We start from the raw sequence: 26,369 nt of genomic DNA, 5'->3' as shown, positions 1-26,369 counted from the left end.
ATCTATTCGGTATATATTCTTGTACCAAATAAAACTAAGGATGATATAAAAAATCTTGAAAAACGCAGTCTTAAAAAGAAAAAGTACATCTGTCTTTTCCGTGAAAAAATGAGGTTTCAATCAAATGAATCGGCCTGCACCTAGTTCTCCACTAAAAATAAGTAATTATTTAGGAATAAGCAATATAAAACTATCTGATGGAATTACAAAGATACTTAAAACCAACAGTAACACATATCAGGCATCAGTAAAGAAATTTATAAAACTACTTTGCTATATCAAAAATAATAATATTGATATAACTTCATTTGATAAACTGGCTGAGCTTCATGAATTTGTCGCTATCCATGATAGTGCTGTAGCTTCTATGTTATCAATCCATTTTAATCTGACTATCGGTACTATTGCCAATTTAAATAAGCGAACGCCATATATAGAAGAACTTTACCAGAAACTTTGTTCAGGGAATGCAATTGGGGTCTATCTGGCAACTGAATTAGCATATGGCAATAACCTGATAAACCTGGAAACGCAAGCTACTTATCTCCCGGAAAAAGGCATTTTTATCCTTAATTCACCTAATCCGAATGCCTATAAATTTATGCCTAATACGGTATCGTGTGAATTACCCAAAATCGCAGTGGTGTATGCCCAACTTAATGTAGCCAACAGAAAATATGGTATTTTCCCATTTGTATTACCTCTGTCAATCAATGACAAGTTAACTAAAGGGGTTAAAATAACGCCACTAAGCGATAAACCCGGATTCTATCTTGATAACGCTATCACTTCTTTTGATAACGTTGAAATTCCGTTTGAAGGGCTGCTTGCAGGCAATCTAATGACATTAGATCGAAATGGTCAGATATCATTGCATGTTAAGAAATTAAAAGAGCGATTTGCATTAATTACCAATCGGATACATACCGGGAAAATCTGCATGTCCATCTGTTCAGTCGGGGCAGCTAAATCAGCACTTTATATTACCAGTACCTATGGAAGTAAACGGCAGACTTTCGGTTACTCTGGTGCAATGCCAGCCCTCAACTACTGTCACTTTAAAGAAAGTATCGCATGGGATACACTGACTACCATAGCTCACACTCTATATTTAAGAAAACTGACAAAAAAAATTTCAATCCTACTGTCAGAATCGACTAACAACTTTAAAATCTCCGATGAGTTACTCGTTGAGATAATCTCGATAAAATCATTATTTACCTGGCGTACACAAGAGATACTGATTAATTGCCGTGAACGCTGTGGTGCCCATGGATTATTCTCCATCAATAAAATACCCCAGTATTTAATCTCCAATTTTGGCACGATTACTGCGGAAGGTGATAATCTTGTTCTCTCCCTGAAGGCAGGGGAGATGATCCTGACTAATGGACTGAAAAATAGCGGCACAAACATTGAGCATGATTTGCTTTCCATTCTTATTGATTATGCCAATCATCTATTAAATAAACTTAAAAAATTAACTGGACACGATAATAAAAAAATAACTCTCGATATTATCAATAAAAACAGCAACGATTTTCTGACTCTCAGCCAAACATATGCCATTTTAGCCGTTGTAACTACAATCACTGATTCATATAACACCGACGATATCGGGATGATTCTTGAGGGTTATCTTCTCAACTGGATCCACCGTTCTATGCGTGATCTTCTGATAAGTGAAATCATTAACATACAAGAATCTAAAAAGTTAAATGAAAGACACATAACATATATTCGCGATCATACGGAAATAATAAACGACTATATTTACGATTTTGAAATGGACAAGTCAGGAATTGAAACCCCCATATCAAGCAATGACTATATAGGTTGGTATGCCGGAAATCACGATCAGTTAAAAAATTAGTTATCTGCATAAGAAGAAAAACACTCCCTATTCTTGAGGTACTTTTCCAGGCTAAATAGCCTGGATTCAATTATAGCAGGAACCAGACACAATGAGAGCCATGATCACTGTCCAGGTGGGAAAAGAGTCAATTCCTGCTTTTACTCATAACTTCTCTGGATATTTTGCCGTATAGTGTTGGTGAGCAGGTAAACACACACTTCTATACCCATTGGATTTCAAGATATAAGGTATATATGATGCAATTCGTAGCCTGCGATACCCCTGTATGGTGACACTCCATACTCAGTTCTCAGTGAACTCGTTTCCAGTGAAGAAGGAATATTTCTTATGCTGAAAGTGATCCAGTCTCCATCCAAATATATCCAAGGGCCGGGTGCGTTATCTCACATTGGCCGATACACCAAAATGATTGCTGACCATGTCTTCGTGATTGCCGATAATTTCGTGATGAGCCTTATTGGGGATACCGTCAGCAATAGCCTAGAAGAAAACGAAGTTACCAGCCATTTTGAAATCTTCAATGGTGAATGCAGCAGCAGTGAAATAGAACGCTTGTCCGCCATTCTGGTCAGTAACCAATGTCAGGCCGTCATTGGACTCGGGGGCGGAAAAACGCTTGATACTGCCAAAGCTATAGCATATGAATCTAAGATCCCCGTAATTATTTCACCTACTCTTGCTTCAACCGATGCGCCGACCAGTGCTCTCTCTGTCCTGTATACTGAACTTGGAAAATTCGACCGCTATCTGCGCTATCCACAAAATCCGGATATTGTGCTGATGGATACCAGTATCGTTGCCAAAGCACCTGTTCGCTTATTTGTGGCAGGAATGGGGGACGCCCTTGCCACCTATTTTGAAGCGCGAGCCAATAGTTCAGCCCATAAACCAACTATGGCCGGAGGAGCCACATCTACTACAGCTCTGGCATTGGCTAAACTCTGTTATGAGACCTTGATAGCAGAAGGCTATAAAGCAAAATTAGCCGTGGAAGCGGGAGTCAGTACACTCGCGGTTGAAAATATTGTTGAGGCAAATACCTATCTCAGCGGCATCGGTTTTGAAAGTGCGGGCCTGGCCGCAGCTCACGCAATCCATAATGGTTTTACGGTGCTGGAAGAATGTCACCATCTCTATCATGGTGAAAAAGTGGCATTTGGCACTTTGACGCAATTAATATTGGAAAATAGCTCAAGTGAAGAGCTGGAAGCCGTACTCGATTTCTGTGTACAAGTTGGTCTGCCAGTAACACTAGAGCAACTCGGTTTACGTGATAGTGAAAAACTGCATCAAAAAATCATGCAAGTCGCTATAGCAAGCTGTTCCGAAGAAGAAACCATCCACAATATGCCTTTTGCTGTGACACCCGATCAAGTTTATGCCGCAATTCTGGCCGCAGACCGAATAGGGCAGGATTGGCTGTATTAAGTAATTATGGCGGTTTCAGAGCGGCTAATCCCGCTCTGAACTCACGACCCGTCGTTAAGCATAAAAAAATGGGTATGCCCCGCAGGAACATACCCATGATTATGGTGAAATGATGATTAATAATTATCTATTACAATCTGTGAGTATCTACCTTTGGTCTATTTTGTCGGCTCAGGCCAAATGTTGGCAATGTGATCCAAGCACTCTTCTTTAGATCCCATTCTTCCCGTTGCTATCCACCCCATCGGAATTTCATACTCCGTCGGCCAGACCGAATACTGTTTTTTGACATTGATGACCACCATCCAACTCATGGTATTTCTTCCGTTTAACTGTTTCATGCCACAATCTCCTGTCTGAAATTCTTCGTCAGAAGAGCTGGCAAGAACCCAGTACCAATCAAATAACGCAATACCTGATGGACATATCCAGCCGTAATTGTTGGACAACGAATGTCACTTCCAGTTAGCCCTGACAACGTATTTTTCAGCTCCAATTCGGGATGTATTTCGTCGATATAAGCAGGATCCAATGCCCGATAAGGTCTTTCTGTCATATCCCTGATCAGGGGAATTAATGGGTACAAAGGGTGAGTATCATCTAATGCAAGGATCTTCTCTTTCCCCTCATCAAATGGCACCGGGTTGAGGATATAGCCAAAATCCTGTACCCAGTTGAAAAATTGCCGGATGGAAACTTGTTCTGGATTGAACAAATTGAAAAATTTCCCATTTGATTCCGGTTTTCTGGAGATATGGACCAGCGATGCAGCCACATAATCAACGGGTACGATATCAAGCAGTAAAGCATGATTTGGATAGAAGCCCATTGACAAATAACCTTTCAAAGACGCAACCAGATAATCATTACCCTGTGCAGCCCCTGTACGGGTGTGCCCCAGAATCAGGCCCGGACGATAAATACTTACGGGAACATTTCTATTGCGGGCAATATTTATGATCCCTTCTGATACCCACTTACTGCCAGAATAACCGGAAGGATCACGTACTGATTCACTCATGGCACGATCATCTTCCATATAAGGACGAGGTGATTCGGTAGCAAATAGCGCATTCACGGAAGAAACATAGTGGAAATGTTTCAGGCGTGCGGTACAAGCCAGCTCCAGCGCTGTTCTGGTTCCATCAACATTGATACTCTTCAGGGCACTATAAGGGTAGATAAAATTAACCAGTGCTCCGTTGTGATAAATAACATCAATAGTTTCTGCAAGTTGCTCCCATGTTTCCGGCAACAGGCCAAAACGTGGCTGCCCCAAATCACCGATCACGAATTCCACACGGTCTAGCCCATCACCAACATTAATCTGGTAATTGGTGAATCCTGCCTTGATTCTATCGAGGGCATGTTCTTCATCGGATGCACGGCACAGACAGATAACTTTGGCTGAGGTCTGTTTTAACAGTTGCTCCAGCAAATGTAGCCCGAGATATCCGGTAGCACCGGTCAGCAAAACTGCATCTGGCTGATACCAGTTGGCATGAGGCAATCCATCAGGGCGAACTCCCTCTTTCAGATAAACATCATTCCTGAGGGTCTCAGCATGTTGGCGAATCAACGCTTCACTATGATAAGTTCCCACAATCCGAGCGGGATTCTTCTGACGTGCGACTGTCATTTCATCCAAAATGGCTGAGATTCTGGCAACTGTCGGCTCCACATAGATACCAGAAATCGGTATCCTCAATAAAAATGCCTTTTCAATGTTCTCTACCATGCGGGCGACTAGGATGGAGTGCCCCCCTATCTGGAAGAAATCATCAGTGATCCCAAATACATCTGTTGCCAGTAAATCACGCCAAATGGCATAAACGCGTTTTTCAGTTTCTGTCTGTGGCTGTACCACGTCATAACTGGCGTTCAGTCGTTCCGCAACTTCGTCCAACCGCTTTTTATCTCTTTTGCCACTGCTTGTCAGCGGAATATAAGGAATACGGTAATATTCAGTCGGTATCCAGGCTTCATGCAGCATTTCCCTGAGCGCTAATTGTGTTTCGCGTACCCACTCTTCCGGCACAATCATATTCGGATTGAACAGGATAAACGCTTGGATCTTGGCGAGATCTCCATTGCCTGCTACCCGGATAATCGCATCCTGTACACTGTCTTGTTTTCTTAATGCAATTTCTATCTCACCCAATTCGATCCGATATCCACGCACTTTTACCTGATCATCCTGTCTACCCATATAAATAAAAGAACCATCTTCCAACATACGCGCCATATCGCCCGTCAGATATGCTCTTTTTCCTTTTTGGGTCATATCGGGAACATATCTTTTCGCGGTTTCAGTCGGGTTATTGCGATACCCCGCAGTCACACCCATCCCTCCGATGAGAATTTCCCCCACGGTTCCTTTCGGAACAGGACGCAGGTACTGATCTACAATCGTAATACTCGTGCCGGGAATGGGACCACCCAATTGAACTTTATCTCCTTTTTTCATGCGGAATGCCGTTGACCAGATAGTTGTTTCCGTCGGGCCATAAACGTTCCATAACGTACCATCGGTAGACATTAGTTGATCTGCCAGATCTTGCGACAGCGCCTCTCCACCGCAAAGCATAACCATTTCAGGGCGGGGTTTCCAACCTGCATTCAGAGCCATTGACCAAGTCACAGGTGTCGCTTGAGCAAAGGTAAATTGTGGATTTGACAACGTTTCAGACAATGCTATCGCGTCCCTTTGGGTATCAATTGAAGCGATATAGATACTGCCACCATGCACCACGGTCAGCAGCAATTCTAAAACTGAGATATCAAAAGAGAATGTGGACAGTGCCAACATATGGTCATGTTGACTGATTGACAGCAGTTTGCCGAACCCGCATAAGCAGGCAGCCAGATTTTCATGCTGTACTTGCACTGACTTTGGCAACCCAGTGGAGCCAGAGGTAAACATCACATAAGCAGGGTGATTCCCCAGCACAGGGATATCAATATTTCCTACAATTTCTGCTTCTGTCATCTCATTAACATTATTTAATACCATATCCATCGGGATTAAGGTTGCTGCCTTGAGCCCCGACGACACCGTATCATCAGATACCAGAATACTTTCCGGCAGGCTGGCGAGAATATCATTCAGACGTTTTTCAGGCATCATGGTGTTCAGGGGGATATACACCGCCCCAAGCCGCCAAATTGCCTGCATGGTAACAAACCATGCAATTCCCCGCTGGGCAGCAATGGCAACATTGCTGCCCATTTTTACACCCTGATGGAGCAAGACATATGCGGCATTTTCAATTCGTTGGTGCAATTCACCAAATGTCAGCGTTTCATGTGGATCAGAAACGGCGATGTCATTCGGTATCACATTTGCCAGCTCAGCCAAGCGAGAGGGGACATTTTTAAACCACGGTTCCAGCTCTTCTGTCATTTGACTGACATCACTATTAATTTCAATATCAATATCAATAGCAGGAGAGAATTTTTGCCCAGTAAATGCTGTGTGTAATATTGCCTTGTGTGTGTAAGTATTCATAATAATGCTCTCATTTTTAGCTCCATTGTTCTCATCATTTTTCATGATGAATGGAGACATCAATGCTGGTAGTCGTTATCTTTCAGCCTTGGTCTACATTCGGCATTTTTAAATACCTTATGTTGACTTTAACTGAAGCAAATAAAATAAACTGCAAAAGTTTAGTATGAATTTAATAAACATATTAATTAGTATTATTTTGTGATACTTAGCTAATAAAATAATCAACTTATATAAAGCTATTTGTTTATCGGAAACAGTGTGTATTACGCCTATACAATCTGTCGCCAAACTCACATAACATACTGATATAATTATAATTTTAATATTAAATAGCTATTCTATACTGCATAAACGTTGCGATCATGAGTACGAATAACTATTTGTGGTAATATCTATTATTTTGAATTTTAATTTCAATAATTTTATTTGTAATCCCATTATAAAAAACGCAAAACATGTAAATAAAAAAATAAATACCGATGAATAAATCAAAACATAATTTAAATAATACTGTTAGATAAACAGTATATTTCACTCACCTACAGACACAAGAATGCCACCATTCATTATTAAATTAAACTTATAATATTTGTATTTACGTGGACTATTTTGATATAGATTTATGATTAGTGGGAAAAGTATCCTTAATAATAATGAGTTTTTGTAGGATAAAGAACATAAACGAACTTTAAACGTACAAAAACAATAAGAAAAGCATTTTATTGTGACGTACATCACGATAATATGAATAAATTCTATTTTAAAAACCCTCTAAATCACTCAAAATCATCAACTTTACGAAATTATATCTATATGCTAGCGATACCTCACTGTCATATTAGGTTATTTTGGCTAATATTTCCTTCGATATAGAAAATATTTTGTTAAGTTTTTTCGTTTAATGCCATCACTGCTCAATTGCTCAATAAGTGGTGATTCGCTCATACAGAAGTCACGTGGAGACAGACATGTTAAGTATTTTTAAACCGGCTCCCCATAAAGCCCAATTGCCTGTGCAAGAGATAGATCCACTCTATCGTCGCTTACGCTGGCAAATTTTTATAGGGATCTTCTTTGGTTATGCTGCCTACTACCTGGTAAGAAAAAACTTTACTCTGGCGATGCCTTATTTAGTAGAGCAAGGCTTTTCCAAAGGAGATCTTGGCTTCGCTCTTTCCGGAATTTCAATTGCATACGGATTCTCAAAATTCATCATGGGTTCTATTTCCGATCGTTCGAACCCACGTGTTTTCTTACCTGCTGGTCTGATAATGGCTGCGGCCGTCATGCTGTTTATGGGCTTTGTTCCATGGGCAACATCCAGCATTGCTATTATGTTTATATTGCTGTTCTTCTGTGGTTGGTTCCAAGGCATGGGTTGGCCTCCTTGTGGACGCACAATGGTTCACTGGTGGTCACAAAAAGAACGTGGCGGGATTGTTTCTATATGGAATTGTGCCCATAACGTTGGTGGTGGTTTACCGCCATTATTGTTCCTATTAGGTATGGCTTGGTTTAATGATTGGAAAGCTGCTCTGTATATGCCTGCATTTGCAGCTATCCTCGTGGCTATCATTAGTTTTGCCTTGATGCGCGATACACCACAATCTTGTGGTCTGCCACCAATCGAAGAGTACAAAAATGATTATCCACCTGATTACACTGAAAAAGACGAAAAAGAACTGACTGCAAAAGAAATTTTCATGCAGTATGTTCTACCCAACAAGTTGCTGTGGATGATCGCGATTGCCAACGTATTTGTATACCTGCTGCGTTACGGCATCCTCGACTGGTCACCAACTTACTTAAGAGAAGTGAAACACTTTACGCTGGATAAATCTTCCTGGGCCTACTTCCTGTATGAGTATGCGGGTATTCCGGGTACGCTGTTGTGCGGCTGGATGTCTGACAAAGTGTTTAAGGGCAACCGTGGGGCAACCGGCGTATTCTTTATGATATTGGTGACTATTGCCACTATCGTATTCTGGATGAACCCGGCAGGTAACCCGACTATCGATACGCTTTGTATGCTGGTTATCGGTTTCTTGATTTACGGCCCTGTCATGCTGATTGGCTTGCATGCCCTTGAACTGGCACCGAAAAAAGCGGCCGGAACAGCGGCTGGCTTTACCGGTCTGTTTGGCTATCTGGGTGGCTCAGTGGCTGCCAGCGCCATCGTTGGTTACACCGTTGACTACTTTGGCTGGAATGGTGGTTTTATGATCATGATCGGTGGTAGTGCATTGTCTGTTGTTTTGTTGCTGTTTGTTATGTTAAGTGAAAACAAACATAAACAGGAAATGTCTCACTTGAGTCAGTAACTTTGGGACAAAAATACTGATTAATATCAATCGCAGTACAGTTTATTGTACTGCGATTTCATTAAATAGATTTAACGCTGATTTTCTGGAATATCTCCTGACCACATTAATCTGTTCTTGATTATATCTGTTGTTTTCATAAGGGCATATATTCATTGAAGCAAATATAGAATTAATATTTCGCTCAACAAACAATAGAATGTTCAGAATTTTTAACGTTAACTCAGAAAAATCATTCGTATAAATCATTGGTATAAGTAGCATTCTAAAATTATCGATCGCTTACATTACCCTGCGTGGCGAGGTGTAAGTAAACTTCATAATTTGAATATACCCCTATTATGAAAATCTATTTATTAGTAGATCTCACGGTTCAGTTTAGTCCAGAATAGTGATAACGTAAGTTTCAGATTTACATCTACATTAAATATTATTAAACATTTCTTCCTTTGTCATCGCCTATTCATAGGATTTATAGTGGCCATTTAATTCTTATTTCAATATAAAAAAACCTTTCCACCCTATAATATTGTTCATTTAATAACAGTAATAAATAGACTAAATATAAACATAATCCAAAGAGAAATTTTTATGTCATAAAACTGTGACATACTGCTGATAAAATCACATTTCAGGATTGTGTTATGCCATGATTTTATATAAAAAGCGACTTGAATGAATAACCTATTTTTCTGGCTGCTGACTGAAATTCAGCGAAACAATAAGTAACATCATTTTTTGTTTAAGATTTTTATTAGAATAAATGGAGAATCCCAATGCAGACCCCTATCAAGGCAATCATGGCAGGTATTTTGTTAGCATCATCAATGTCAGGCATTGTACATGCAGCAGCAGATAAGATTGTTATTGCCCATCGTGGTGCTAGCGGTTATTTACCTGAACACACATTACCCGCCAAAGCTATGGCTTATGCACAAGGTGCTGATTATCTTGAACAAGATCTAGTCATGACTAAAGATGACCAGCTCATTGTACTGCATGATCATTATCTCGATCGCGTAACGGATGTCGCAGAACGTTTTCCAAACCGTGCCCGTGCTAACGGTCGCTATTACGCCATCGACTTTACTCTGCCAGAAATTAAGTCACTAAAATTCACTGAAGGCTTTGATATCAAAGATGGCAAGAAAGTACAGAGCTATCCCGGACGTTTTCCAATGGGAGAATCGGATTTCCATATTCATACTTTTCAGGAAGAGCTGGAGTTTATTCAGGGCCTGAATAAATCCACTGGCAAGGATATTGGTATTTACCCTGAAATTAAAGCACCGTGGTTCCATCGCCAAGAGGGTAAGGATATTACCGCCAAGGTGCTGGAAGTTCTGAAACAATATGGCTATACCAAAAAGAGTGATAAAGCTTATTTACAATGTTTTGATGCCAATGAACTGAAACGCATCAAAAATGAACTGGAACCGAAACTGGGCATGGATCTGAAACTGGTTCAGCTTATTGCTTACACTGACTGGAATGAAACCTACGAACAAAAAACAGATGGTACATGGCAAAATTACAGTTATGACTGGATGTTTAAACCAGGTGCAATGAAAGAAGTAGCAAAATACGCTGACGGTATTGGCCCTGATTACCATATGCTGATCGCCAGTGATTCTACACCAACTAACATTAAATTAACCGGAATGGTGAAAGAGGCTCACGCAAGCCATCTGGCTGTACATCCGTATACCATTCGTATCGATCAATTGCCAAAATATGCAACCAACGGTAACCAATTGTTTGATATCATTTTCGACAAAGCCAATGTCGATGGTGCGTTCACTGATTTCCCTGATTTAGCTGTGAAATTTCTGGAAAAACACCACGAACACAAATAATCAGAATAAATCATCAAAGGGGCAGCCTAAAACTGCCCCAATCATGATTAAGAAATTCCCACCGGAAAGGCAATCACCTCACTAATCCGCTCGGCAGCCAGCACCAGCATAATCAGACGATCCACGCCTAATGCCACACCAGAACAATCCGGCATACCATGCGTAAGAGCTGCAAGCAGGTATTCATCTATCGGCTGAACTGTCAGCCCCATTGCTTCACGTTTACGGTTATCCTGATCAAAACGTAGGCGCTGTTCATCACTATCAGTCAGTTCATGAAAACCATTCGCCAGTTCCATACCCTTAAAATAGACTTCAAAACGTTCCGCAACCCGGTGATCTTCTTTGCTGATTTTTGCCAGTGACGCTTGAGATGCAGGAAAGTGATAGATAAACGTCGGTTTTTCAATACCTATCTGAGTTTCCACTCCCATCATGAAAAGTAATTGCAGCAAAGTATCCCGATCTTCTTCCTGAGCAGCGATATTGCTGAGATCAAGTTTCGCCGCAATTTCACGCAGTTTATCTTTACTGGCAGTCAGTGGGTCAATATTCAGATAGCGAATAAATGCCTGTTGATAGGAAAGTGATTCAGCACTTTCACAATCCAAAATCTGTTGCAGCAGATCATCCACTTCATTCATTAAGCGATACATGTCGTAATGTGGACGATACCACTCCAGCATGGTGAATTCCGGGTTATGATGGCGACCCGCTTCCTCATTACGGAAACTTTTCCCCATCTGATAAATGGAACCACTGCCCGCGGCCAGCAGGCGCTTCATATGGTATTCAGGGCTGGTCATCAGGTACAGGGGCAAGCCATCCGCCGCACCAGGCCCAACGAACTGTGTCTGGAAAGGGACCAGATGAACATCGGTGACAGTCGCTTGACTCATGGCAGGTGTTTCAACCTCCAACACCCCGCGATCTGCGAAAAAGCGCCGTATTTCTGCTAAGATATCCGCCCTTTTCAATAAATTGGCGATAGGGGCCCTTGGCTGCCAATTCGCGATTTCGTTCATATTCCTATGACTCCAAAATAAAACAAAACGCGCAGTTTACTCATATCAAGACCGCCAGACAAATTTTCAACACTAAATGGGTGAACACATTTTCTCCTGCTATTCTCTGCGATACAAGTGAATAGAAAACCCTTTATCTCTATATGGGAATATGGAAAATCATAAGGCATAAAAGATAAAGTTTTGTTAAACATATTCTCTGATTTTGTTGGAGATAAATGCCAGCATGATAATAAAAAATAATTACAAAAAGAATTATAAAAGTCAGATTAATTTAATTTTTATAAAGAAAATGTAAAAACTTCGTTGTGGTTCCATTGATTAATATGGACCTCCGTGTCCAAATACCAAAAGATACTATTTAGAATCAAAGATAAAAGATAATAGGTATAACAAGAGAAAAATTAACCTAATCTTAATCCTAAATAAGATACGGGTCACCAAGGAGCGAATGGATCAGGTGGTATGCCCTGACTCTCAATCATAATGGCTGAAATGTAACCATCTTTAGGTGGAACATATCCAGTGAGTTTTAATGATACAGTAAATGAATTTTTTATAGCTGCCAATAACGTGAGGTATATTCCACTTCCACTTATCTTATGATCCGGATATGCTAAAAGATATTCGCGATACCCAGAGAAATTAGGACTTCTAATTCTCACGAGAAGATTATTATTTAAATAATCAGTTTGCATCCTATCAATTGTTACATTTCTAATAATTGTATCATCATTTTTTGCCATATCGTCTGATATTGATTTTCCTAGTTTATCATTGCTGTTCATATGATTATTCCTTAAAATTATCCCTAATAATAAATAAGTGAGTGAGTGAGTGAGCTATGAATTCAAGACTAATAGGTTTCAACACCTGTAATGAAACCAACTTCCTGACTACCATGATATCTAGTGGCTATTAATGATACTGAATAGCTTTTGACTAAAGCGTCCAATAACCCTGCATATGTTGCAATTCCCCTCATCTCCTCATTAGGATAATAGAATTCAAAATAAAGATACCTATATTGTGGATCATAAATCGTGACTCTAATATCATAAGTCCCATCCGCTTTTTGGTAAAGCTGCAACCTCCGAATTTTTACATTGTAATAAGTTATTTCATCTTCACTTTCTTCATCTAATTTTGAAGTATCAACTAAATCTGATTTATCTTTAATATTCATATAATCACCTGTTAAATGAAAAGAAACTTTAATCACTTTTTTATAGTGGTAATACACCATATAAAAAAGATATAAAAACATTTATTTATGATTATCTTAAAAACTCCTTGCATATTTTCAGGAGAATCATATATTATTATGAATAAAAAATCACCAACATCATTAATCAAAAAATAAATCACCATCAAAATATATGTAAGTTAGCCTGTTATTGTGGCACACCAAAATAATTCAATCCAAGGATTCTATTGAAATAAAAGAAAATAGAAAATAGAAAATAGAAAAATGTCTATCATCTTAATGCCAAGGATCATGAGGATCAGGTATTACATCCGGAACTTCAACTCTAACACCTGAGATATAACGAGACATTGCTGGATAAGTAGATTTGGTGAGTTTTAATGATACAAGAAATGAACCGTTTAAAGCTAACAGTAATGTGAAATATATGCCTTCACCACTTATACGGTGTTCAGGATATGCTAAATAAAATTCGTCAAAATTAAGCCCGTGTGAATCCACAAACTTTATTTCAACATTACTAAAAAAAACATCAGCCTCTACTCCAACAATTTTTACATTGTAAATAGTTGTAGCATTATCTTCTAGTATCTTATTTGATACTGATTTATCATTGCTGCTCATGTAATTACCCCTTTAACTAATTTTTAATAAATATTTTAAAAATAGATTAGTCAAGATTATTTTTACACTTTACTAAACGTAGCACCTGAAATAAAACCAACTACTGCCTCACCATGATATCCGGTGGCTTTTATTCTCACTACAGATTTTTTGAGTAAAGCCTCCAATAACCCCATATATACTGTAACTCCGCCTATCTCCTGATTAGGAGCTGAAAGTTCATAAAAAAGAACACCATATTCCTCATGATGGACTGTGATCCTAACACCACTACCTCTGCTTTCCATACCGAAAATCTGCAACCTAAGAATTTTTACGTCGTAATATACCTCACCAGCTGTTAATTCATTGGCTGATGTTGTTTTATCTTTGATATTCATATGATTATTCCTTTAGATAATTATTTATATAAAAAATACAAACAAAATTCAGTAGAGATCTAGTTCTGAATTGAAAATCACGATATCATCAGAATATAACCATCAATTAAGTGGAAGTACCCCCTATTTTTAATTGGCGCTAAGTCCCTATATAGAATAGAGATAAAAATATTGATTTATGATTATGAAATAATTCTCTCACTCCCATTCAGTAGAATATATTACATTCCATTTCTACCAGCCTAAACCTAGGATAAGTATAAAACTGAGAACTTATTAAATGAACCCAAGAGATAAATTCTAATAAAAAGTTATATATAAAAGTTAGATGATGATTCTTGATATGTCAAAGAAAACAATTGAAACCACCAGTAATAAAAAATCACAAAATTCCGATTATCAAAATAAAACAATATTTATATTTAACTCCATAGTTACATTAAATAAAATAATATAAAAAGCTTTACCATGAAAATATAATACGGACATGCCTTATTATTAAACGCCTTATTTAATAAGTATTTTTATTCAATTAATATTCTGATTGATAACTTTTAAAAAAATAAATTTGTCCTTAATTATAGCAGTATGTTTATATATTACTTTTATCAAAAAATTTGATACTTTATTTTTCATCATCACACATATCATGCCAATAAGTAAAAATTTGTCTCAGATCACATTTTATAGGGAGAATCACACAGAAAATCACACAAAATACGCATTCATATCAAATTTACCCCCAACACTATTCGCTATAATTAAACCATACAAAAAGTAACAGATAGTAAAACTAAATCGTTATTTTTATTTACTTTGTTTGCTCCCACTTGAACAATGGAGAAGCGCAGTGCAAACCGTCAATGTCGACCTCGCGATTATCGGAGCTGGTGGCGCAGGACTGCGAGCAGCCATTGCTGCTGCTGAAGCCAATCCCCAGCTCAAGATCGCCCTGATCTCAAAAGTGTATCCCATGCGCAGTCACACTGTGGCCGCAGAAGGTGGTTCAGCCGCAGTCACTCAATCACACGATTCCTATGACTTTCACTTCAATGACACCGTATCCGGTGGTGACTGGCTGTGTGAACAGGATGTTGTTGAGTATTTTGTCAAACATTGCCCGACAGAAATGATCCAACTGGAACAATGGGGCTGTCCTTGGAGCCGTAAAGAAGATGGCTCCGTGAACGTACGTCGTTTTGGTGGCATGAAAATTGAACGCACGTGGTTTGCCGCCGATAAAACTGGCTTTCATATGCTCCATACGCTGTTCCAGACATCCCTCAAATATCCTCAGATCCAGCGTTTTGATGAGTATTTTGTACTCGATATTCTGGTAGATGAAGGACAGACTCGCGGCTTGGTTGCACTGAATATGATGGAAGGCACAAAAGTTCAGATCCGTGCCAATGCGGTCATTATGGCGACAGGTGGTGCAGGGCGTGTCTATCGTTACAATACCAATGGCGGTATTGTTACCGGTGATGGTATGGGTATGGCATTCCGCCACGGTGTACCATTGCGTGATATGGAATTTGTGCAATATCACCCGACGGGATTACCGGGTTCCGGTATTTTAATGACCGAAGGCTGCCGTGGTGAAGGCGGGATTCTTGTGAACAAAGATGGCTATCGTTATCTGCAAGATTATGGTTTGGGACCAGAAACTCCACTCGGGCAGCCCGAAAACAAATATATGGAACTAGGCCCGCGCGATAAGGTATCTCAGGCTTTTTGGCATGAATGGCAAGCGGGCCGTACTATCACCACGCTACGCGGTGATGTGGTTTACCTGGATTTACGCCACTTGGGTGAGAAAAAACTGCTCGAACGTCTGCCGTTTATCTGTGAACTGGCAAAAGCCTATGTCGGCGTTGATCCTGTCAAAGAACCAATCCCTGTTCGCCCAACCGCGCATTACACTATGGGTGGAATCGAAACTGATCAGCGTTGTGAAACCAGCATCAAAGGGCTATTCGCTATTGGTGAATGTTCATCTGTCGGCCTCCACGGTGCAAACCGCCTTGGTTCTAATTCTCTGGCAGAATTGGTTGTTTTTGGGCGTCTGGCAGCGGAAGAAGCGGTCAAGTATATTCAGCATGTGAAACCAGCTAATGACAGCGCACTGGTTGCCCAAGTCCGTGATATCGAAGATAAGCTCAATAAACTGCTGAATCAGAAAGGTGGTGAAAATTGGGCGAAAATCCGCGATGAACTGGGAACTTCAATGGAAGAAGGGTGCGGCATTTACCGTACACCAGAGTTGATGCAGAAAACCATCGACAAAATTGCCGAACTCAAAGAGCGTTTCAAGCATATCGAAATTAGCGATCGTTCCAGCGTATTCAATACCGATCTGCTTTATACCATCGAATTGGGATTCGGTCTTGATGTTGCTGAATGTATGGCGCATTCAGCGATGAATCGCAAAGAATCACGTGGTGCCCACCAGCGCCTTGATGAAGGCTGTACCGAACGTGACGATGAAAATTTCTTGAAGCACACGCTGGCTTTCTATAACCCTGAAGGTTCTCCCCGTCTGGAATACAGTGATGTGAAAATCACCAAATCTCAGCCAGCGAAGCGAGTATATGGTGGCGAAGCGGCAGCACAAGAGAAAAAACAGAAGGAGCAGGCGAATGGCTGAGCTAAAAAACCTGAAAATGGAAGTCATGCGCTATAACCCGGAAACTGACAATGAACCTCATTTTGTTACGTATGAAGTGCCTTACGATGATCAAATCTCACTGCTGGATGCGTTGGGCTACATTAAGGATAATCTGGCACCTGATCTTTCCTATCGCTGGTCTTGCCGCATGGCAATTTGTGGTTCCTGCGGCATGATGGTAAACCGCGTACCAAAACTGGCATGTAAAACTTTTCTGCGTGATTATGAACAAGGAATGAAAGTCGAAGCACTGGGTAATTTCCCGATTGAACGGGACTTGGTTGTGGACATGACACACTTTATTGAGAGCCTCGAAGCCATCAAACCTTATATCATCGGCAATGAACGCAAACCCGCTGATGGCCCGAATATGCAAACTCCGGCACAGATGGCAAAGTATCACCAGTTTTCAGGCTGTATTAACTGTGGCCTGTGTTATGCTGCCTGCCCTCAATTTGGCCTGAATCCTGAGTTCATCGGGCCTGCCGCAGTCACACTGGCACATCGCTATAACCTTGATAACCGGGATAACGGCAAGAAAGAACGTATGCCGCAAATCAATAGTAACAATGGAGTCTGGTCTTGTACTTTCGTTGGCTATTGCTCTGAAGTCTGCCCGAAACATGTCGATCCGGCTGGTGCCATTCAGCAAAGCAAGGCAGAAAGTGCCAAAGATTTTCTTATCTCTATGCTGAAACCACAATAAGGGAGGAGGAAGTAATGACAACGAAACGTAAACCTTATGTGCGCAGCATGAAGCCTAATTGGTGGCATAAGCTGGGATTTTATCGCTTTTATATGCTGCGCGAAGGCACATCTATTCCTACCGTGTGGTTCAGCCTGCTTGTGCTTTACGGTTTATTTGCCCTGAAAAATGGCCCAGAAAGCTGGGCGGGTTTTGTCTCTTTTCTGCAACATCCGGCCGTGTTATTGATAAATATCATCACCTTGCTGGCAACCTTGCTGCATACGAAAACGTGGTTTGAGCTGGCACCAAAAGCGCTCAATATCATCGTAAAAAATGAAAAAATGACCCCGGGTCCCATCATCAAGCTGTTATGGGCAACCATGATTATTGCTACTGCCGCGATTCTCGGCATTGCGCTATTTTTCTGACCCCAAGGAGGATCCAATGAATCAAGTACCTAAGCGTTCCGACGAACCGATTTTCTGGGGGTTGTTTGGTGCCGGCGGGATGTGGAGTGCCATTGTTGGCCCTGCAATTATTTTGTTGCTGGGTATTTTGCTGCCACTCGGTCTGGTGCCAGAATCACTCTCTTATGAACGCATCCTGACATTCTGCCAGAGCTTTATTGGTCGTATCTTTTTGCTGCTGATGATCTGCCTACCTCTATGGTGCGGTATGCACCGAATCCATCACGGAATGCACGATCTGCAAATTCATATTCCAGCCAGTCAATGGGTGTTCTATGGTGCAGCAGCTATTTTGAGTGTTATCGCTTTGATTGGGACGTTTACACTGTAATTGTGATAATCGGAAGAATGATCTTGAAAAAAGTCTGCGGCTTACCCGCAGACTTTGTACTACAAATTAAGGCATTGTCTTTAGAACTTATAAGAAACAGTCGCTTTATAAGAACGACCTTTCTCTTCCTGCCCTTTATAAGTATTCAGATAGTAAGACTGCTCGTTGTAACGTTTATCGAAGACATTATCGATACCAAGCTGAATTTCTGTGTTTTTAAATGAACCGGCTTTCGGTGCCCAGGAAATATACACATCACTGACACCATAGCCAGGCTTATGTATATTTACAATCTTACCATCATCAGTCCCGTTTGCATCTGTGGCACGGACAAATCGAGAGTTCCAACCAAGTTCAATATCAGTTTTATCAAATAAGTAGCTTCCGCCAATAGTGAAAGCATCACCTATAGTTGGGGTAAACTCTCGTCTTGTGTCAAATAGCGCACTGCCTGTAAGGATTTTGTTATTCGCTTTCGCGTAAGTCGCTCTTAAAGATAGGTTATCCAACTGATATTTGGTCGATAATTCAAACCCTTCCAATCTGGATTTAGGGATATTATTCAGCTCACTCTTAGCTAAAGTTGTAGCCAGATTTTTGAAATTGGTTTGGAAGACCTTACCAATGACAGTGAATGAGTCATTTTCAGCAAAAACATCAGAATATGTTCCCGCTGCACCCGTTTCTAAGTTGTAACCCGTCGTCGCTTTTAAGTTGGCGTTGTGATTACTTTGCCCCATACCAATCTCTTTACCCAATGGGCCTCTGAAAAGTTCGGTATAATTGGCAAATAATGTTGTTGACGCGCCAAGTTCGTATTTCAAACCCAGTGCTTTTGAGAAATGGACATAAGTTCTCTCAAAAGGCTTATCATTTTTATTAATGGTATTGTATTGGTAGTGATCCCATCTGACACCCGGAATAACATGAAAATCAGAAAATTGAATGTCATCCTCCAAATAAACAGATGATGATTTTCCTGTTTCTACTGCTTTTTTGTGTACATTTTCTGATACATCAGTGTACGCCATTCTGGTATCAAAATATTCATACCCATAAGTTAAAACATGGGATAATTTCTGGGTATCAAAATTAGAGACATTACGCGCCCTAATACCTTGGGTTTCAACAATACTGTCGAATCCCTTTCCAGGCCCACCGATTTCCCTCATGTGGTTGAAGTTTTGTTCTGTGTGATAGGCAGAAACTTTTAAGTCAATGAGGTCATTATCGACTGGTACATATCTGTAAGTGAGATTATAGGCATCACGCTCTGAAGCGTACTTTCCTTTTCTCCCTTTATTGATATCCGAACCAAAATTCAATCTGAAATTAGTCTCCGCATCATTTTGATAATGTTCTTTTGATACATTGATATACTGCTCATCAGTCAGGTTGAATTTCGCTTTTAATAAATAATTAACCAGTTTCCCATCGGTAGGAATTGAGCTTCTTCCGCGGTTATCTCTGCCCGAATCAGCATCATTTATATCACGATGATTAAAATAGCCTAATAAATCAACTGCTCCCACTCTTCCATAAGTTGCTAAAGATTGCTGGAACTCAGAACCATTACTGACATAGCTTAATTTACCTTTTGCACCAAATAATTGGCCCGGTTCTAATAAATCACCAGCATCAACGGTTTCAAATTTTAATGCGCCAGCAAGGGCTCCCGTATCATAAGTAATACTGTTAGTACCGACACTGACATCAATTTGCTTCAGCATTTCAGGATCGATGCCGTAGCTACCCGAATGATGGAAGTGATATCCCTCTTGTCGTGCACCATCAACCGTTACGTTGATGAATTGATCATCCATGCCACGGATTTTAAAACGCTGCCCTAAAGCGCTGGGGTGACCCGCTTGGACGCCCGGTACATTCTTTAAAATCTCACCGACACTTTGTGCCTGTCTGACTTTGATTTCGTTACGGTTGACTTTTCCATTATCTTGTTCTGCATTGTTATCTGCAATAACGACGAGTGTATCGCCAGTTACCGTTGATTTCTTGATTGACTCTCCCGTGGTTGCAAATGCATTGGTAGAGATAGCAACTGTCAACATAGATGCTGACATCAAAGGAACACACAGGCCACTTTTAGCCAGGCTAGCGTAAATCTGGGTAATTTTAGACATTTATTTTCAATCAAAAATACTATTGAGAATCGTTATTATTTACATTTATATAGAAAATGTAAATAACTTTAAAAGCGAACATAGGACATATCTGGGGATGAAAGGCAAGATCAACAGATCCTGCTGTTTTAACCAATATGGTTACTCTATACGACTAGTATATGTGAGCCAGAGCACACTCTACATTCTGATAACCCCCTGCCCGAACGCAAAATGTGATTTTTCCCGAACGATGAGCACTGATTTGTACTTCCATCTTCATCGCTTCCATCACGGCAATCACATCACCCTCACTGACTTGCTCGCCCTCTGTGACCAGCCATGAATGCAAGATACCGGATATGGGGGCTTTCACCTGATGGGGATCTGCCGATGTTTTTTCCTTTGTGGAAGATTGGGGATGAAAAAATGATTGCTCACTCGTAGGGGCTAACTGCGCCAATCCAGTCAATAAATTCGACGGTAATCCCAACTCGTGCCTGCGGCCATCAATCTCGATAAATGTGCGGGTGATGCTTTTATCTTCTGTTACAACCTGGCGTGGTGAGCTTTCCAGTTCATTGGCAAAATCTGTTTCTATCCAGCGGGTATGGACATGAAACGCATCACTGGAAATAAAATCAAGATGTTCCATCACCGCTTGATGGAAAGGCAATACCGATGCTACCCCTCGGATTTTGAATTCCCGTAATGCCCGGCGGGCACGGAAAATGGCCTGTTCACGAGTCTCCCCCGTGACGATTAATTTAGCCATCAATGAGTCAAAAGTAGCCGGAATGGTGGAACCCGTTATCACTCCTGAATCCAGACGAATACCGGGACCAGAAGGCGGGATAAATTCGCTGATTATGCCAGATGTCGGCAAGAAACCTTTACCTGCGTCTTCCGCATTAATGCGAAATTCAAACGAATGTCCTCTTGGTACTGGTGTTTCCCGAATGCTCAACGGATAACCCTCCGCCACTCGCAACTGTTCGATAACCAGATCAATACCTGTTGTTTCTTCCGTCACCGGATGCTCAACCTGTAAGCGAGTATTTACTTCTAAGAAAGAAAGCGTTCCATCTGCACTTAACAAGAATTCTACTGTGCCAGCACCCACATAATTGGCTTCCGCACAAATTGCTTTTGCTGACTGATGAATACGTTCTCTTTGTGACTGCGTTAAAAATGGAGCCGGAGCTTCTTCCACCAGTTTTTGATTTCGACGCTGCAAGGAACAATCTCGGGTTCCCAGCACCACAACGTTACCCTGCCTATCCGCAATCACTTGCGCCTCTATATGACGAGGTTTATCCAAAAATTGCTCAATAAAGCACTCGCCCCGCCCAAATGCAGCTGTCGCTTCACGCACTGCCGAATGATAAAGTTCTGCCACTTCATCCAATCGCCAAGCTACTTTCAAGCCACGGCCACCACCACCAAATGCAGCTTTAATGGCAATCGGCAAGCCATGCTGTTCCGCAAAAGCGACAACTTCCTGTACTTCTTTAACTGGCTCTGCTGTTCCAACCACCAGTGGAGCCCCTACTTTCTGGGCAATTTTACGCGCCTTGATTTTATCGCCCAACTCATCAATGGTTTCAGGGTCAGGACCAATCCAAATCAATCCTGCGTCAATCACGGCACGAGCAAATTCAGCCCGTTCAGACAAAAAGCCATACCCCGGATGCACCATCGTTGCCCCAGATTGCTTTGCCACCGACAGTAAACGGGGAATATTGAGATAGGTTTCTGTGGGGCTATTCCCACCCAGACCATAAGCCTCATCTGCCAGTTGTACGTGCTGTGCATTGATATCTACATCCGCATAGACGGCGATTGTCTGTATTCCATAATCACGGCAAGCACGGATAATACGAACAGCAATCTCACCACGGTTAGCGATCAGTACTTTCTTAGATTGATTGTTCTTAAATTGACTGTTCTTAAATTGATTATTTGCTGTGCTCATAGAGAACTTTTGCTCCCTTGAATTTCTTGGAATTGGCTGATGGGGTTAAAGCGAATTTTGGCGTTGACAGGAACCTGACCAGCAAGATCAAGATGATAATCGGCTACTGAGGCAATAACCGGATATCCGCCCGTGAGTGGATGGTCAGCTAGAAATAAGACAGGCTGCCCACTGGCAGGAATTTGAACTGCTCCCGCACAAGTTCCTTCGCTGGGTAGTTCTTGTTGCTTAAGGCGTGATAGTGAACGCTTACCGCTTAATCGCAAGCCAATACGGTTGGATTGAGGAGTTACCTGCCAAATTTGGTTGCTCAATAAATCGATGGCTTTTTGGGTAAACCAATCTGTACGAGGACCAAGAATGATATCTAATACTACGACGTCATCTCTACTTGGCATGTCAAAAGCCGGTGTTTCAGAGAAAGATACCGCTGCGCAGTGAGAGGCTTTTCTGACGGCCAAGTTATCACTTACTTTCAATGGTGCAGGCCCGATATTCGACAAAGTATCAAATGAGTGACTGGATAAGACGGCAGGAATAACAAAACCCCCGCGTACTGCCACATAAGAGCGCATTCCAGCATTCGGTATACCTAACGAAATTTCATCACCATCGTTGAGATCAATAGGTTGGTGAGTATTCACATATAACGTTTCTCCCAATGGTGTTTTTATCTTCATTGGACATGGTGCCCCCGTAATTGCAACTAACATCTTCCCATGTGCGATTGCCTTAAAGCCTCCCTGTACTATCTCCAGACAGGTTTGATCGGAAGAATTACCAACAATACGGTTTGCACTACGCAAAGCACTTTTATCCATCGCCCCAGATTCTGAGATCCCTAACCCTGACTGACCAACGCGCCCCAAATCCTGGAACAGAGTTTGTAACCCCACAGACAAAACTTCCAAATAACAAGAGGACTCTGGTAATGAAACTGCATGCTTGATAGGCACTTCTGGCAAACTTATTGTTGTAGGAAGATGCCCGGTATCCCGAAAGTTAACACGATAACCCGGTTGCAATAAGGCGGGGGATGAACGGGAAAGATCCCACATCCGTTCGGTTGTAATACCGATAATTTGCCACCCCCCAGGGCTTGCTTGTGGGTAAACACTGCTGAATTCTCCCGCCAAGGCAACGGCACCTGCCGGAATACGTGTTCTTGGTGTTTTTTGGCGGGGAATATTCCACTGCGAGGCATCCGATGCCAGATAAGCAAAGCCGGGAGCGAACCCAGTAAAGGCTACGGTATATTCATTTTCCGTATGTTGACGAATAACTTCCTGAACAGTTATTCCCAATATTTCTGCAACTGTTGTAAGATCATCACCGTTATAGTGCACCGGGATTTCAATATGTTTTCCTATTGCATAACCACGTGCCTGCAAATCACGACAACTGATTTCTGTCGCTAGTTGCTGGGCTGATATTTTTGTCGGCCGAAAACGAATCATCAAAGTTCTCGCGGCCGGAATAATTTCTTCAATCCCAAAAATAGGAGACACACTCATTGAATCTAACAGTGCCAGTGTTTCTGCCAACCCACTTAGCTCAACCATGATGGCATTAAAATTAACAGGTAAAAAACGCAAGGCTATCTCCCTAAATTATCAACCGTGTCAGTTCAAACCATATTTATGGATGAACAAATGATCGGATGGTAACTCCGGCCTGTTGCAAAACGGTTTTGACCTGTTTTGCCATCTCTACCGCATCAGGGCTATCACCATGTACGCAAATAGAATCCGCCTGAATGGATGTGAATTTTCCATCAATCGATTCAACACCTCCCTCTGTCACCAATTGCAACATGCGCCGAGCAACAAGATCTGCATCATGCAGAACAGAACCCGTTTCACGACGGGAGACTAATTCCCCCTTAGAAGTATAGGCACGATCAGCAAATGCTTCTGCGATGGTTTTCAACCCTCTTTCTCGAGCTAATCTTAAGATGTTTGATCCTGCCAAACCAACCAAAATAAGATTAGGATCAATCGCTAAAATACCTTCAATAACAGCAATCGCCTGATATTCATCATTTGCAATTGTGTTATAAAGCGCACCATGAGGTTTGACATAGCTCACCCTTGTATCTGCCACTTTAGCCAATCCTTGCAAGGCAGCAATCTGGTAAATAACGTCTGCTGTAAGTTCATGTGCAGCGATATCCATTTTACGCCGTCCAAAACCAACCAAATCAGGGTAAGAAACATGAGCACCAATCACCACATTATTTTTTTGGGCAAATTTTAGGGTACGCAAAATTCCTACCGGATCTCCCGCATGAAAACCACAGGCAACGTTAGCACTACTGACAATCTCCAATATTGCTTCATCATTTCCCATACACCATTGACCGAAACTTTCACCGAGATCACTATTTAAATCGATTGTTTTTATCATGATGATTCCCTTAAGCTGATTTCAAAAACTCAAAGATAGAATCGATAGATATCACGCCCATGTACTATGTCAGCATACAAGTCATCGCACTTGACCACAGAAGCCAGCGTGGGTAGACACACCCTTCCATCAAATCAGCGCGTTTCCAGCCAACATAAACAAAGATTGCTCATTCTCCCCTGTCATCGTTATTATACTTATTATGTTCTAGGCAATATTCGTACCATTATGTAACCAAATTAAAAATTGTTTAATCAAAGAAAACATATTGTTGAACAATAAATACTATCTGGTGAGTAAATAAGCAAACAAAATTATGCTATCAATTGCAAAAGTCCAAGGGAGATCACTTTATTAACATTTACTGTTGAATTTATTGCCAAGATGCACAATCTAGTCCAAGGCATACAGTGAAATCACCCTATATTGGTTCAATGGCGATAACTCGCTGGATTTCAGGGAATATGTGAAGATTTTTGTTTATGAGGCTTCGAAGGTGTTCGTTATCAGCAACTAACCTAATGGATGACTATGAAAAAAGACCATTTCCCCCAGATTTTGAGCAATAGAATCTCCGAAACTATAAGAAATAAGTTGGTTGCTGGGGAGTTATTGCCGGGACAGCGATTATCAGAAGCTACTCTGAGTGAACAGCTTGAAATTTCACGGAATACATTACGTGAAGTATTCCGGCTTCTCACTCAAGAGGGCCTGCTCAAACATGAGCCTAATCGTGGTGTATTTGTTGCGACTCCCGATATTGCATCAATTATTGATATCTATCGGGTTCGACAACTGGTTGAGTGTCAGGCACTTGCTCAAGCTTATTCAATACATCCCAGTGTTGCCAAGATGACAAAAGCCGTCGAAACAGCCGAACAATGCCGTAATAAAAAAGACTGGATTGGTGCCGGAACGGCCAATATGCGTTTTCATGCCGCAATTGTGGAATTAACTGATAGTGAAAGGTTGATTGCGTTCTATCGCAATATCTCTGCGGAACTTCGACTGGCTTTTGGTATTTTGAACGATCCAGAACTTTTATATGCGCCCTATATCGATAAAAACACCCATATTCTGGAACTTCTTAATTCTGGGCAAAATGAACTTGCTGCTAAAAAAATGAAAGACTATCTGGAGCTATCAGAAAGAACAATATTAGCAGCTTATACACGTAAAAATAATCAAAAATCATAAGGCCAATTTAAATCAACTAATTATATATTTTAACATGCGTTTTTTTCGCAAAAAATTCTAAGCAGGGTTAAAGAAATGCGGTGATGTGGTAGTTTAGTTGGCTACTAAGTTCTAAAACGCAAAAAAGCCATCCGGTAAAGGATGGCTTCTCTGGCAAATAATTGTCTGGCAGTGCCCTACTCTCGCATGGGGAGACCCCACACTACCATCGGCGCAACGGCGTTTCACTGCTGAGTTCGGCATGGGATCAGGTGGGACCACCGCGCTCTTGCCGCCAGACAAATCCTGT

20 protein-coding genes and 1 rRNA gene are annotated in these 26,369 nt (G+C 41.1%); 9 read left to right on the top strand and 12 right to left on the bottom strand.

Translation table 11 applies throughout. The features are described from left to right. Positions 1-124 precede the first annotated feature (124 nt). Both AACQ81_RS08950 and AACQ81_RS08945 read left to right on the top strand, forming a co-directional pair. Positions 125-1,873, top strand: coding sequence for an acyl-CoA dehydrogenase family protein (locus AACQ81_RS08950; RefSeq protein WP_237386982.1), 1,749 nt, complete (start codon positions 125-127; stop codon positions 1,871-1,873). Positions 1,874-2,203: 330 nt separating this feature from the next. Beyond that, positions 2,204-3,304, top strand: coding sequence for a glycerol dehydrogenase (locus tag AACQ81_RS08945; RefSeq protein ID WP_237386981.1), 1,101 nt, complete (start codon positions 2,204-2,206; stop codon positions 3,302-3,304). Positions 3,305-3,462: 158 nt separating this feature from the next. On the opposite strand, the gene AACQ81_RS08940 is transcribed toward AACQ81_RS08945, so the two are convergent. Then, positions 3,463-3,645 carry an MbtH family NRPS accessory protein gene (locus AACQ81_RS08940; protein WP_237386980.1) on the bottom strand — a complete coding sequence of 61 codons (183 nt, stop codon included), beginning with the start codon at positions 3,643-3,645 and terminating at the stop codon, positions 3,463-3,465. Next, on the bottom strand, positions 3,642-6,812 hold the full coding sequence (locus AACQ81_RS08935) for a thioester reductase domain-containing protein (protein ID WP_237386979.1): 3,171 nt from the start codon (positions 6,810-6,812) through the stop codon (positions 3,642-3,644). Before AACQ81_RS08935 ends, AACQ81_RS08940 begins: the two co-directional genes overlap by 4 nt. 971 nt (positions 6,813-7,783) lie before the next feature. On the opposite strand from AACQ81_RS08935, the gene glpT reads away from it, so the two are divergent. Further along, the gene (gene glpT / locus AACQ81_RS08930; protein WP_237386978.1) at positions 7,784-9,136 is read left to right on the top strand and encodes a glycerol-3-phosphate transporter; all 1,353 of its coding nucleotides are present in this window, start codon (positions 7,784-7,786) and stop codon (positions 9,134-9,136) included. 776 nt (positions 9,137-9,912) lie between these two features. Then, positions 9,913-10,992: a glycerophosphodiester phosphodiesterase gene (gene glpQ, locus AACQ81_RS08925; protein ID WP_237386977.1), complete on the top strand. Its 1,080-nt coding sequence runs from the start codon at positions 9,913-9,915 to the stop codon at positions 10,990-10,992. A gap of 47 nt (positions 10,993-11,039) precedes the next feature. On the opposite strand, the gene epmA is transcribed toward glpQ, so the two are convergent. From epmA to AACQ81_RS08900, 5 genes are all read right to left on the bottom strand, one after another. Beyond that, the gene (epmA, locus tag AACQ81_RS08920; RefSeq protein ID WP_237386976.1) at positions 11,040-12,017 is read right to left on the bottom strand and encodes an elongation factor P--(R)-beta-lysine ligase; all 978 of its coding nucleotides are present in this window, start codon (positions 12,015-12,017) and stop codon (positions 11,040-11,042) included. 437 nt (positions 12,018-12,454) lie between these two features. Beyond that, positions 12,455-12,805 carry a hypothetical protein gene (locus AACQ81_RS08915; RefSeq protein WP_237386975.1) on the bottom strand — a complete coding sequence of 117 codons (351 nt, stop codon included), beginning with the start codon at positions 12,803-12,805 and terminating at the stop codon, positions 12,455-12,457. A 68-nt stretch (positions 12,806-12,873) separates the two neighbouring features. Then, a complete protein-coding gene (locus AACQ81_RS08910; RefSeq protein WP_237386974.1) occupies positions 12,874-13,203 on the bottom strand; it encodes a hypothetical protein in 330 nt (109 codons plus the stop codon). Between the two features lie 297 nt (positions 13,204-13,500). After that, positions 13,501-13,848: a hypothetical protein gene (locus AACQ81_RS08905; RefSeq protein ID WP_237386973.1), complete on the bottom strand. Its 348-nt coding sequence runs from the start codon at positions 13,846-13,848 to the stop codon at positions 13,501-13,503. Positions 13,849-13,910: 62 nt separating this feature from the next. Further along, the gene (locus AACQ81_RS08900) at positions 13,911-14,228 is read right to left on the bottom strand and encodes a hypothetical protein (RefSeq protein ID WP_237386972.1); all 318 of its coding nucleotides are present in this window, start codon (positions 14,226-14,228) and stop codon (positions 13,911-13,913) included. A gap of 850 nt (positions 14,229-15,078) precedes the next feature. Between AACQ81_RS08900 and frdA the strand changes: the two genes are divergently transcribed. From frdA to frdD, 4 genes are read left to right on the top strand one after another with little or no spacing between them, the layout of a single operon-like run. Beyond that, a complete protein-coding gene (gene frdA / locus AACQ81_RS08895) occupies positions 15,079-16,875 on the top strand; it encodes a fumarate reductase (quinol) flavoprotein subunit (RefSeq protein WP_237386971.1) in 1,797 nt (598 codons plus the stop codon). Then, a complete protein-coding gene (locus tag AACQ81_RS08890; RefSeq protein ID WP_237386970.1) occupies positions 16,868-17,602 on the top strand; it encodes a succinate dehydrogenase/fumarate reductase iron-sulfur subunit in 735 nt (244 codons plus the stop codon). Before frdA ends, AACQ81_RS08890 begins: the two co-directional genes overlap by 8 nt. 14 nt (positions 17,603-17,616) lie before the next feature. After that, on the top strand, positions 17,617-18,012 hold the full coding sequence (gene frdC / locus AACQ81_RS08885; RefSeq protein ID WP_237386969.1) for a fumarate reductase subunit FrdC: 396 nt from the start codon (positions 17,617-17,619) through the stop codon (positions 18,010-18,012). A 16-nt stretch (positions 18,013-18,028) separates the two neighbouring features. Further along, the gene (frdD, locus tag AACQ81_RS08880; RefSeq protein WP_237386968.1) at positions 18,029-18,382 is read left to right on the top strand and encodes a fumarate reductase subunit FrdD; all 354 of its coding nucleotides are present in this window, start codon (positions 18,029-18,031) and stop codon (positions 18,380-18,382) included. Positions 18,383-18,462: 80 nt separating this feature from the next. Here the strand turns inward: frdD and AACQ81_RS08875 are convergent, their stop codons facing one another. The 4 genes from AACQ81_RS08875 to AACQ81_RS08860 all read right to left on the bottom strand — a co-directional run bounded on the left by AACQ81_RS08875 (position 18,463) and on the right by AACQ81_RS08860 (position 24,883). Then, entirely contained in the window at positions 18,463-20,523 is a 2,061-nt protein-coding gene (locus tag AACQ81_RS08875) for a TonB-dependent receptor domain-containing protein (RefSeq protein WP_237386967.1), read from the bottom strand. Positions 20,524-20,677: 154 nt separating this feature from the next. Then, on the bottom strand, positions 20,678-22,477 hold the full coding sequence (locus AACQ81_RS08870) for an ATP-binding protein (protein ID WP_237386966.1): 1,800 nt from the start codon (positions 22,475-22,477) through the stop codon (positions 20,678-20,680). Beyond that, positions 22,474-24,072 carry a 5-oxoprolinase subunit B/C family protein gene (locus tag AACQ81_RS08865; protein ID WP_237386965.1) on the bottom strand — a complete coding sequence of 533 codons (1,599 nt, stop codon included), beginning with the start codon at positions 24,070-24,072 and terminating at the stop codon, positions 22,474-22,476. Before AACQ81_RS08865 ends, AACQ81_RS08870 begins: the two co-directional genes overlap by 4 nt. A 43-nt stretch (positions 24,073-24,115) precedes the next feature. Then, on the bottom strand, positions 24,116-24,883 hold the full coding sequence (locus tag AACQ81_RS08860) for a LamB/YcsF family protein (protein ID WP_237386964.1): 768 nt from the start codon (positions 24,881-24,883) through the stop codon (positions 24,116-24,118). A 531-nt stretch (positions 24,884-25,414) separates the two neighbouring features. Between AACQ81_RS08860 and AACQ81_RS08855 the strand changes: the two genes are divergently transcribed. Then, on the top strand, positions 25,415-26,080 hold the full coding sequence (locus AACQ81_RS08855; RefSeq protein ID WP_443089541.1) for a GntR family transcriptional regulator: 666 nt from the start codon (positions 25,415-25,417) through the stop codon (positions 26,078-26,080). 163 nt (positions 26,081-26,243) lie between these two features. On the opposite strand, the gene rrf is transcribed toward AACQ81_RS08855, so the two are convergent. Beyond that, positions 26,244-26,359 (bottom strand): 5S ribosomal RNA (gene rrf / locus AACQ81_RS08850). Positions 26,360-26,369 lie beyond the last annotated feature (10 nt).

The organism is Xenorhabdus sp. Sc-CR9 (assembly GCF_963897815.1).
In the GTDB taxonomy this organism is placed as follows: Bacteria; Pseudomonadota; Gammaproteobacteria; order Enterobacterales; family Enterobacteriaceae; genus Xenorhabdus.
This window is presented reverse-complemented; position numbering and strand designations above follow the sequence as displayed.

Excerpts from the sequence above, each read along its gene's own strand:
- AACQ81_RS08900 (WP_237386972.1), bottom strand. The coding sequence starts at position 14,228 with ATGAATATCAAAGATAAAACAACATCAGCCAATGAATTAACAGCTGGT.
- AACQ81_RS08910 (WP_237386974.1), bottom strand. The coding sequence starts at position 13,203 with ATGAATATTAAAGATAAATCAGATTTAGTTGATACTTCAAAATTAGAT.
- AACQ81_RS08875 (WP_237386967.1), bottom strand. The coding sequence starts at position 20,523 with ATGTCTAAAATTACCCAGATTTACGCTAGCCTGGCTAAAAGTGGCCTG.
- AACQ81_RS08870 (WP_237386966.1), bottom strand. The coding sequence starts at position 22,477 with ATGAGCACAGCAAATAATCAATTTAAGAACAGTCAATTTAAGAACAAT.
- AACQ81_RS08855 (WP_443089541.1), top strand. The coding sequence starts at position 25,415 with ATGAAAAAAGACCATTTCCCCCAGATTTTGAGCAATAGAATCTCCGAA.
- AACQ81_RS08950 (WP_237386982.1), top strand. The coding sequence starts at position 125 with ATGAATCGGCCTGCACCTAGTTCTCCACTAAAAATAAGTAATTATTTA.
- AACQ81_RS08945 (WP_237386981.1), top strand. The coding sequence starts at position 2,204 with ATGCTGAAAGTGATCCAGTCTCCATCCAAATATATCCAAGGGCCGGGT.
- frdD (WP_237386968.1), top strand. The coding sequence starts at position 18,029 with ATGAATCAAGTACCTAAGCGTTCCGACGAACCGATTTTCTGGGGGTTG.
- AACQ81_RS08890 (WP_237386970.1), top strand. The coding sequence starts at position 16,868 with ATGGCTGAGCTAAAAAACCTGAAAATGGAAGTCATGCGCTATAACCCG.
- epmA (WP_237386976.1), bottom strand. The coding sequence starts at position 12,017 with ATGAACGAAATCGCGAATTGGCAGCCAAGGGCCCCTATCGCCAATTTA.
- AACQ81_RS08860 (WP_237386964.1), bottom strand. The coding sequence starts at position 24,883 with ATGATAAAAACAATCGATTTAAATAGTGATCTCGGTGAAAGTTTCGGT.
- frdC (WP_237386969.1), top strand. The coding sequence starts at position 17,617 with ATGACAACGAAACGTAAACCTTATGTGCGCAGCATGAAGCCTAATTGG.
- AACQ81_RS08915 (WP_237386975.1), bottom strand. The coding sequence starts at position 12,805 with ATGAACAGCAATGATAAACTAGGAAAATCAATATCAGACGATATGGCA.
- glpQ (WP_237386977.1), top strand. The coding sequence starts at position 9,913 with ATGCAGACCCCTATCAAGGCAATCATGGCAGGTATTTTGTTAGCATCA.
- AACQ81_RS08905 (WP_237386973.1), bottom strand. The coding sequence starts at position 13,848 with ATGAGCAGCAATGATAAATCAGTATCAAATAAGATACTAGAAGATAAT.
- glpT (WP_237386978.1), top strand. The coding sequence starts at position 7,784 with ATGTTAAGTATTTTTAAACCGGCTCCCCATAAAGCCCAATTGCCTGTG.
- AACQ81_RS08935 (WP_237386979.1), bottom strand. The coding sequence starts at position 6,812 with ATGAATACTTACACACACAAGGCAATATTACACACAGCATTTACTGGG.
- AACQ81_RS08940 (WP_237386980.1), bottom strand. The coding sequence starts at position 3,645 with ATGAAACAGTTAAACGGAAGAAATACCATGAGTTGGATGGTGGTCATC.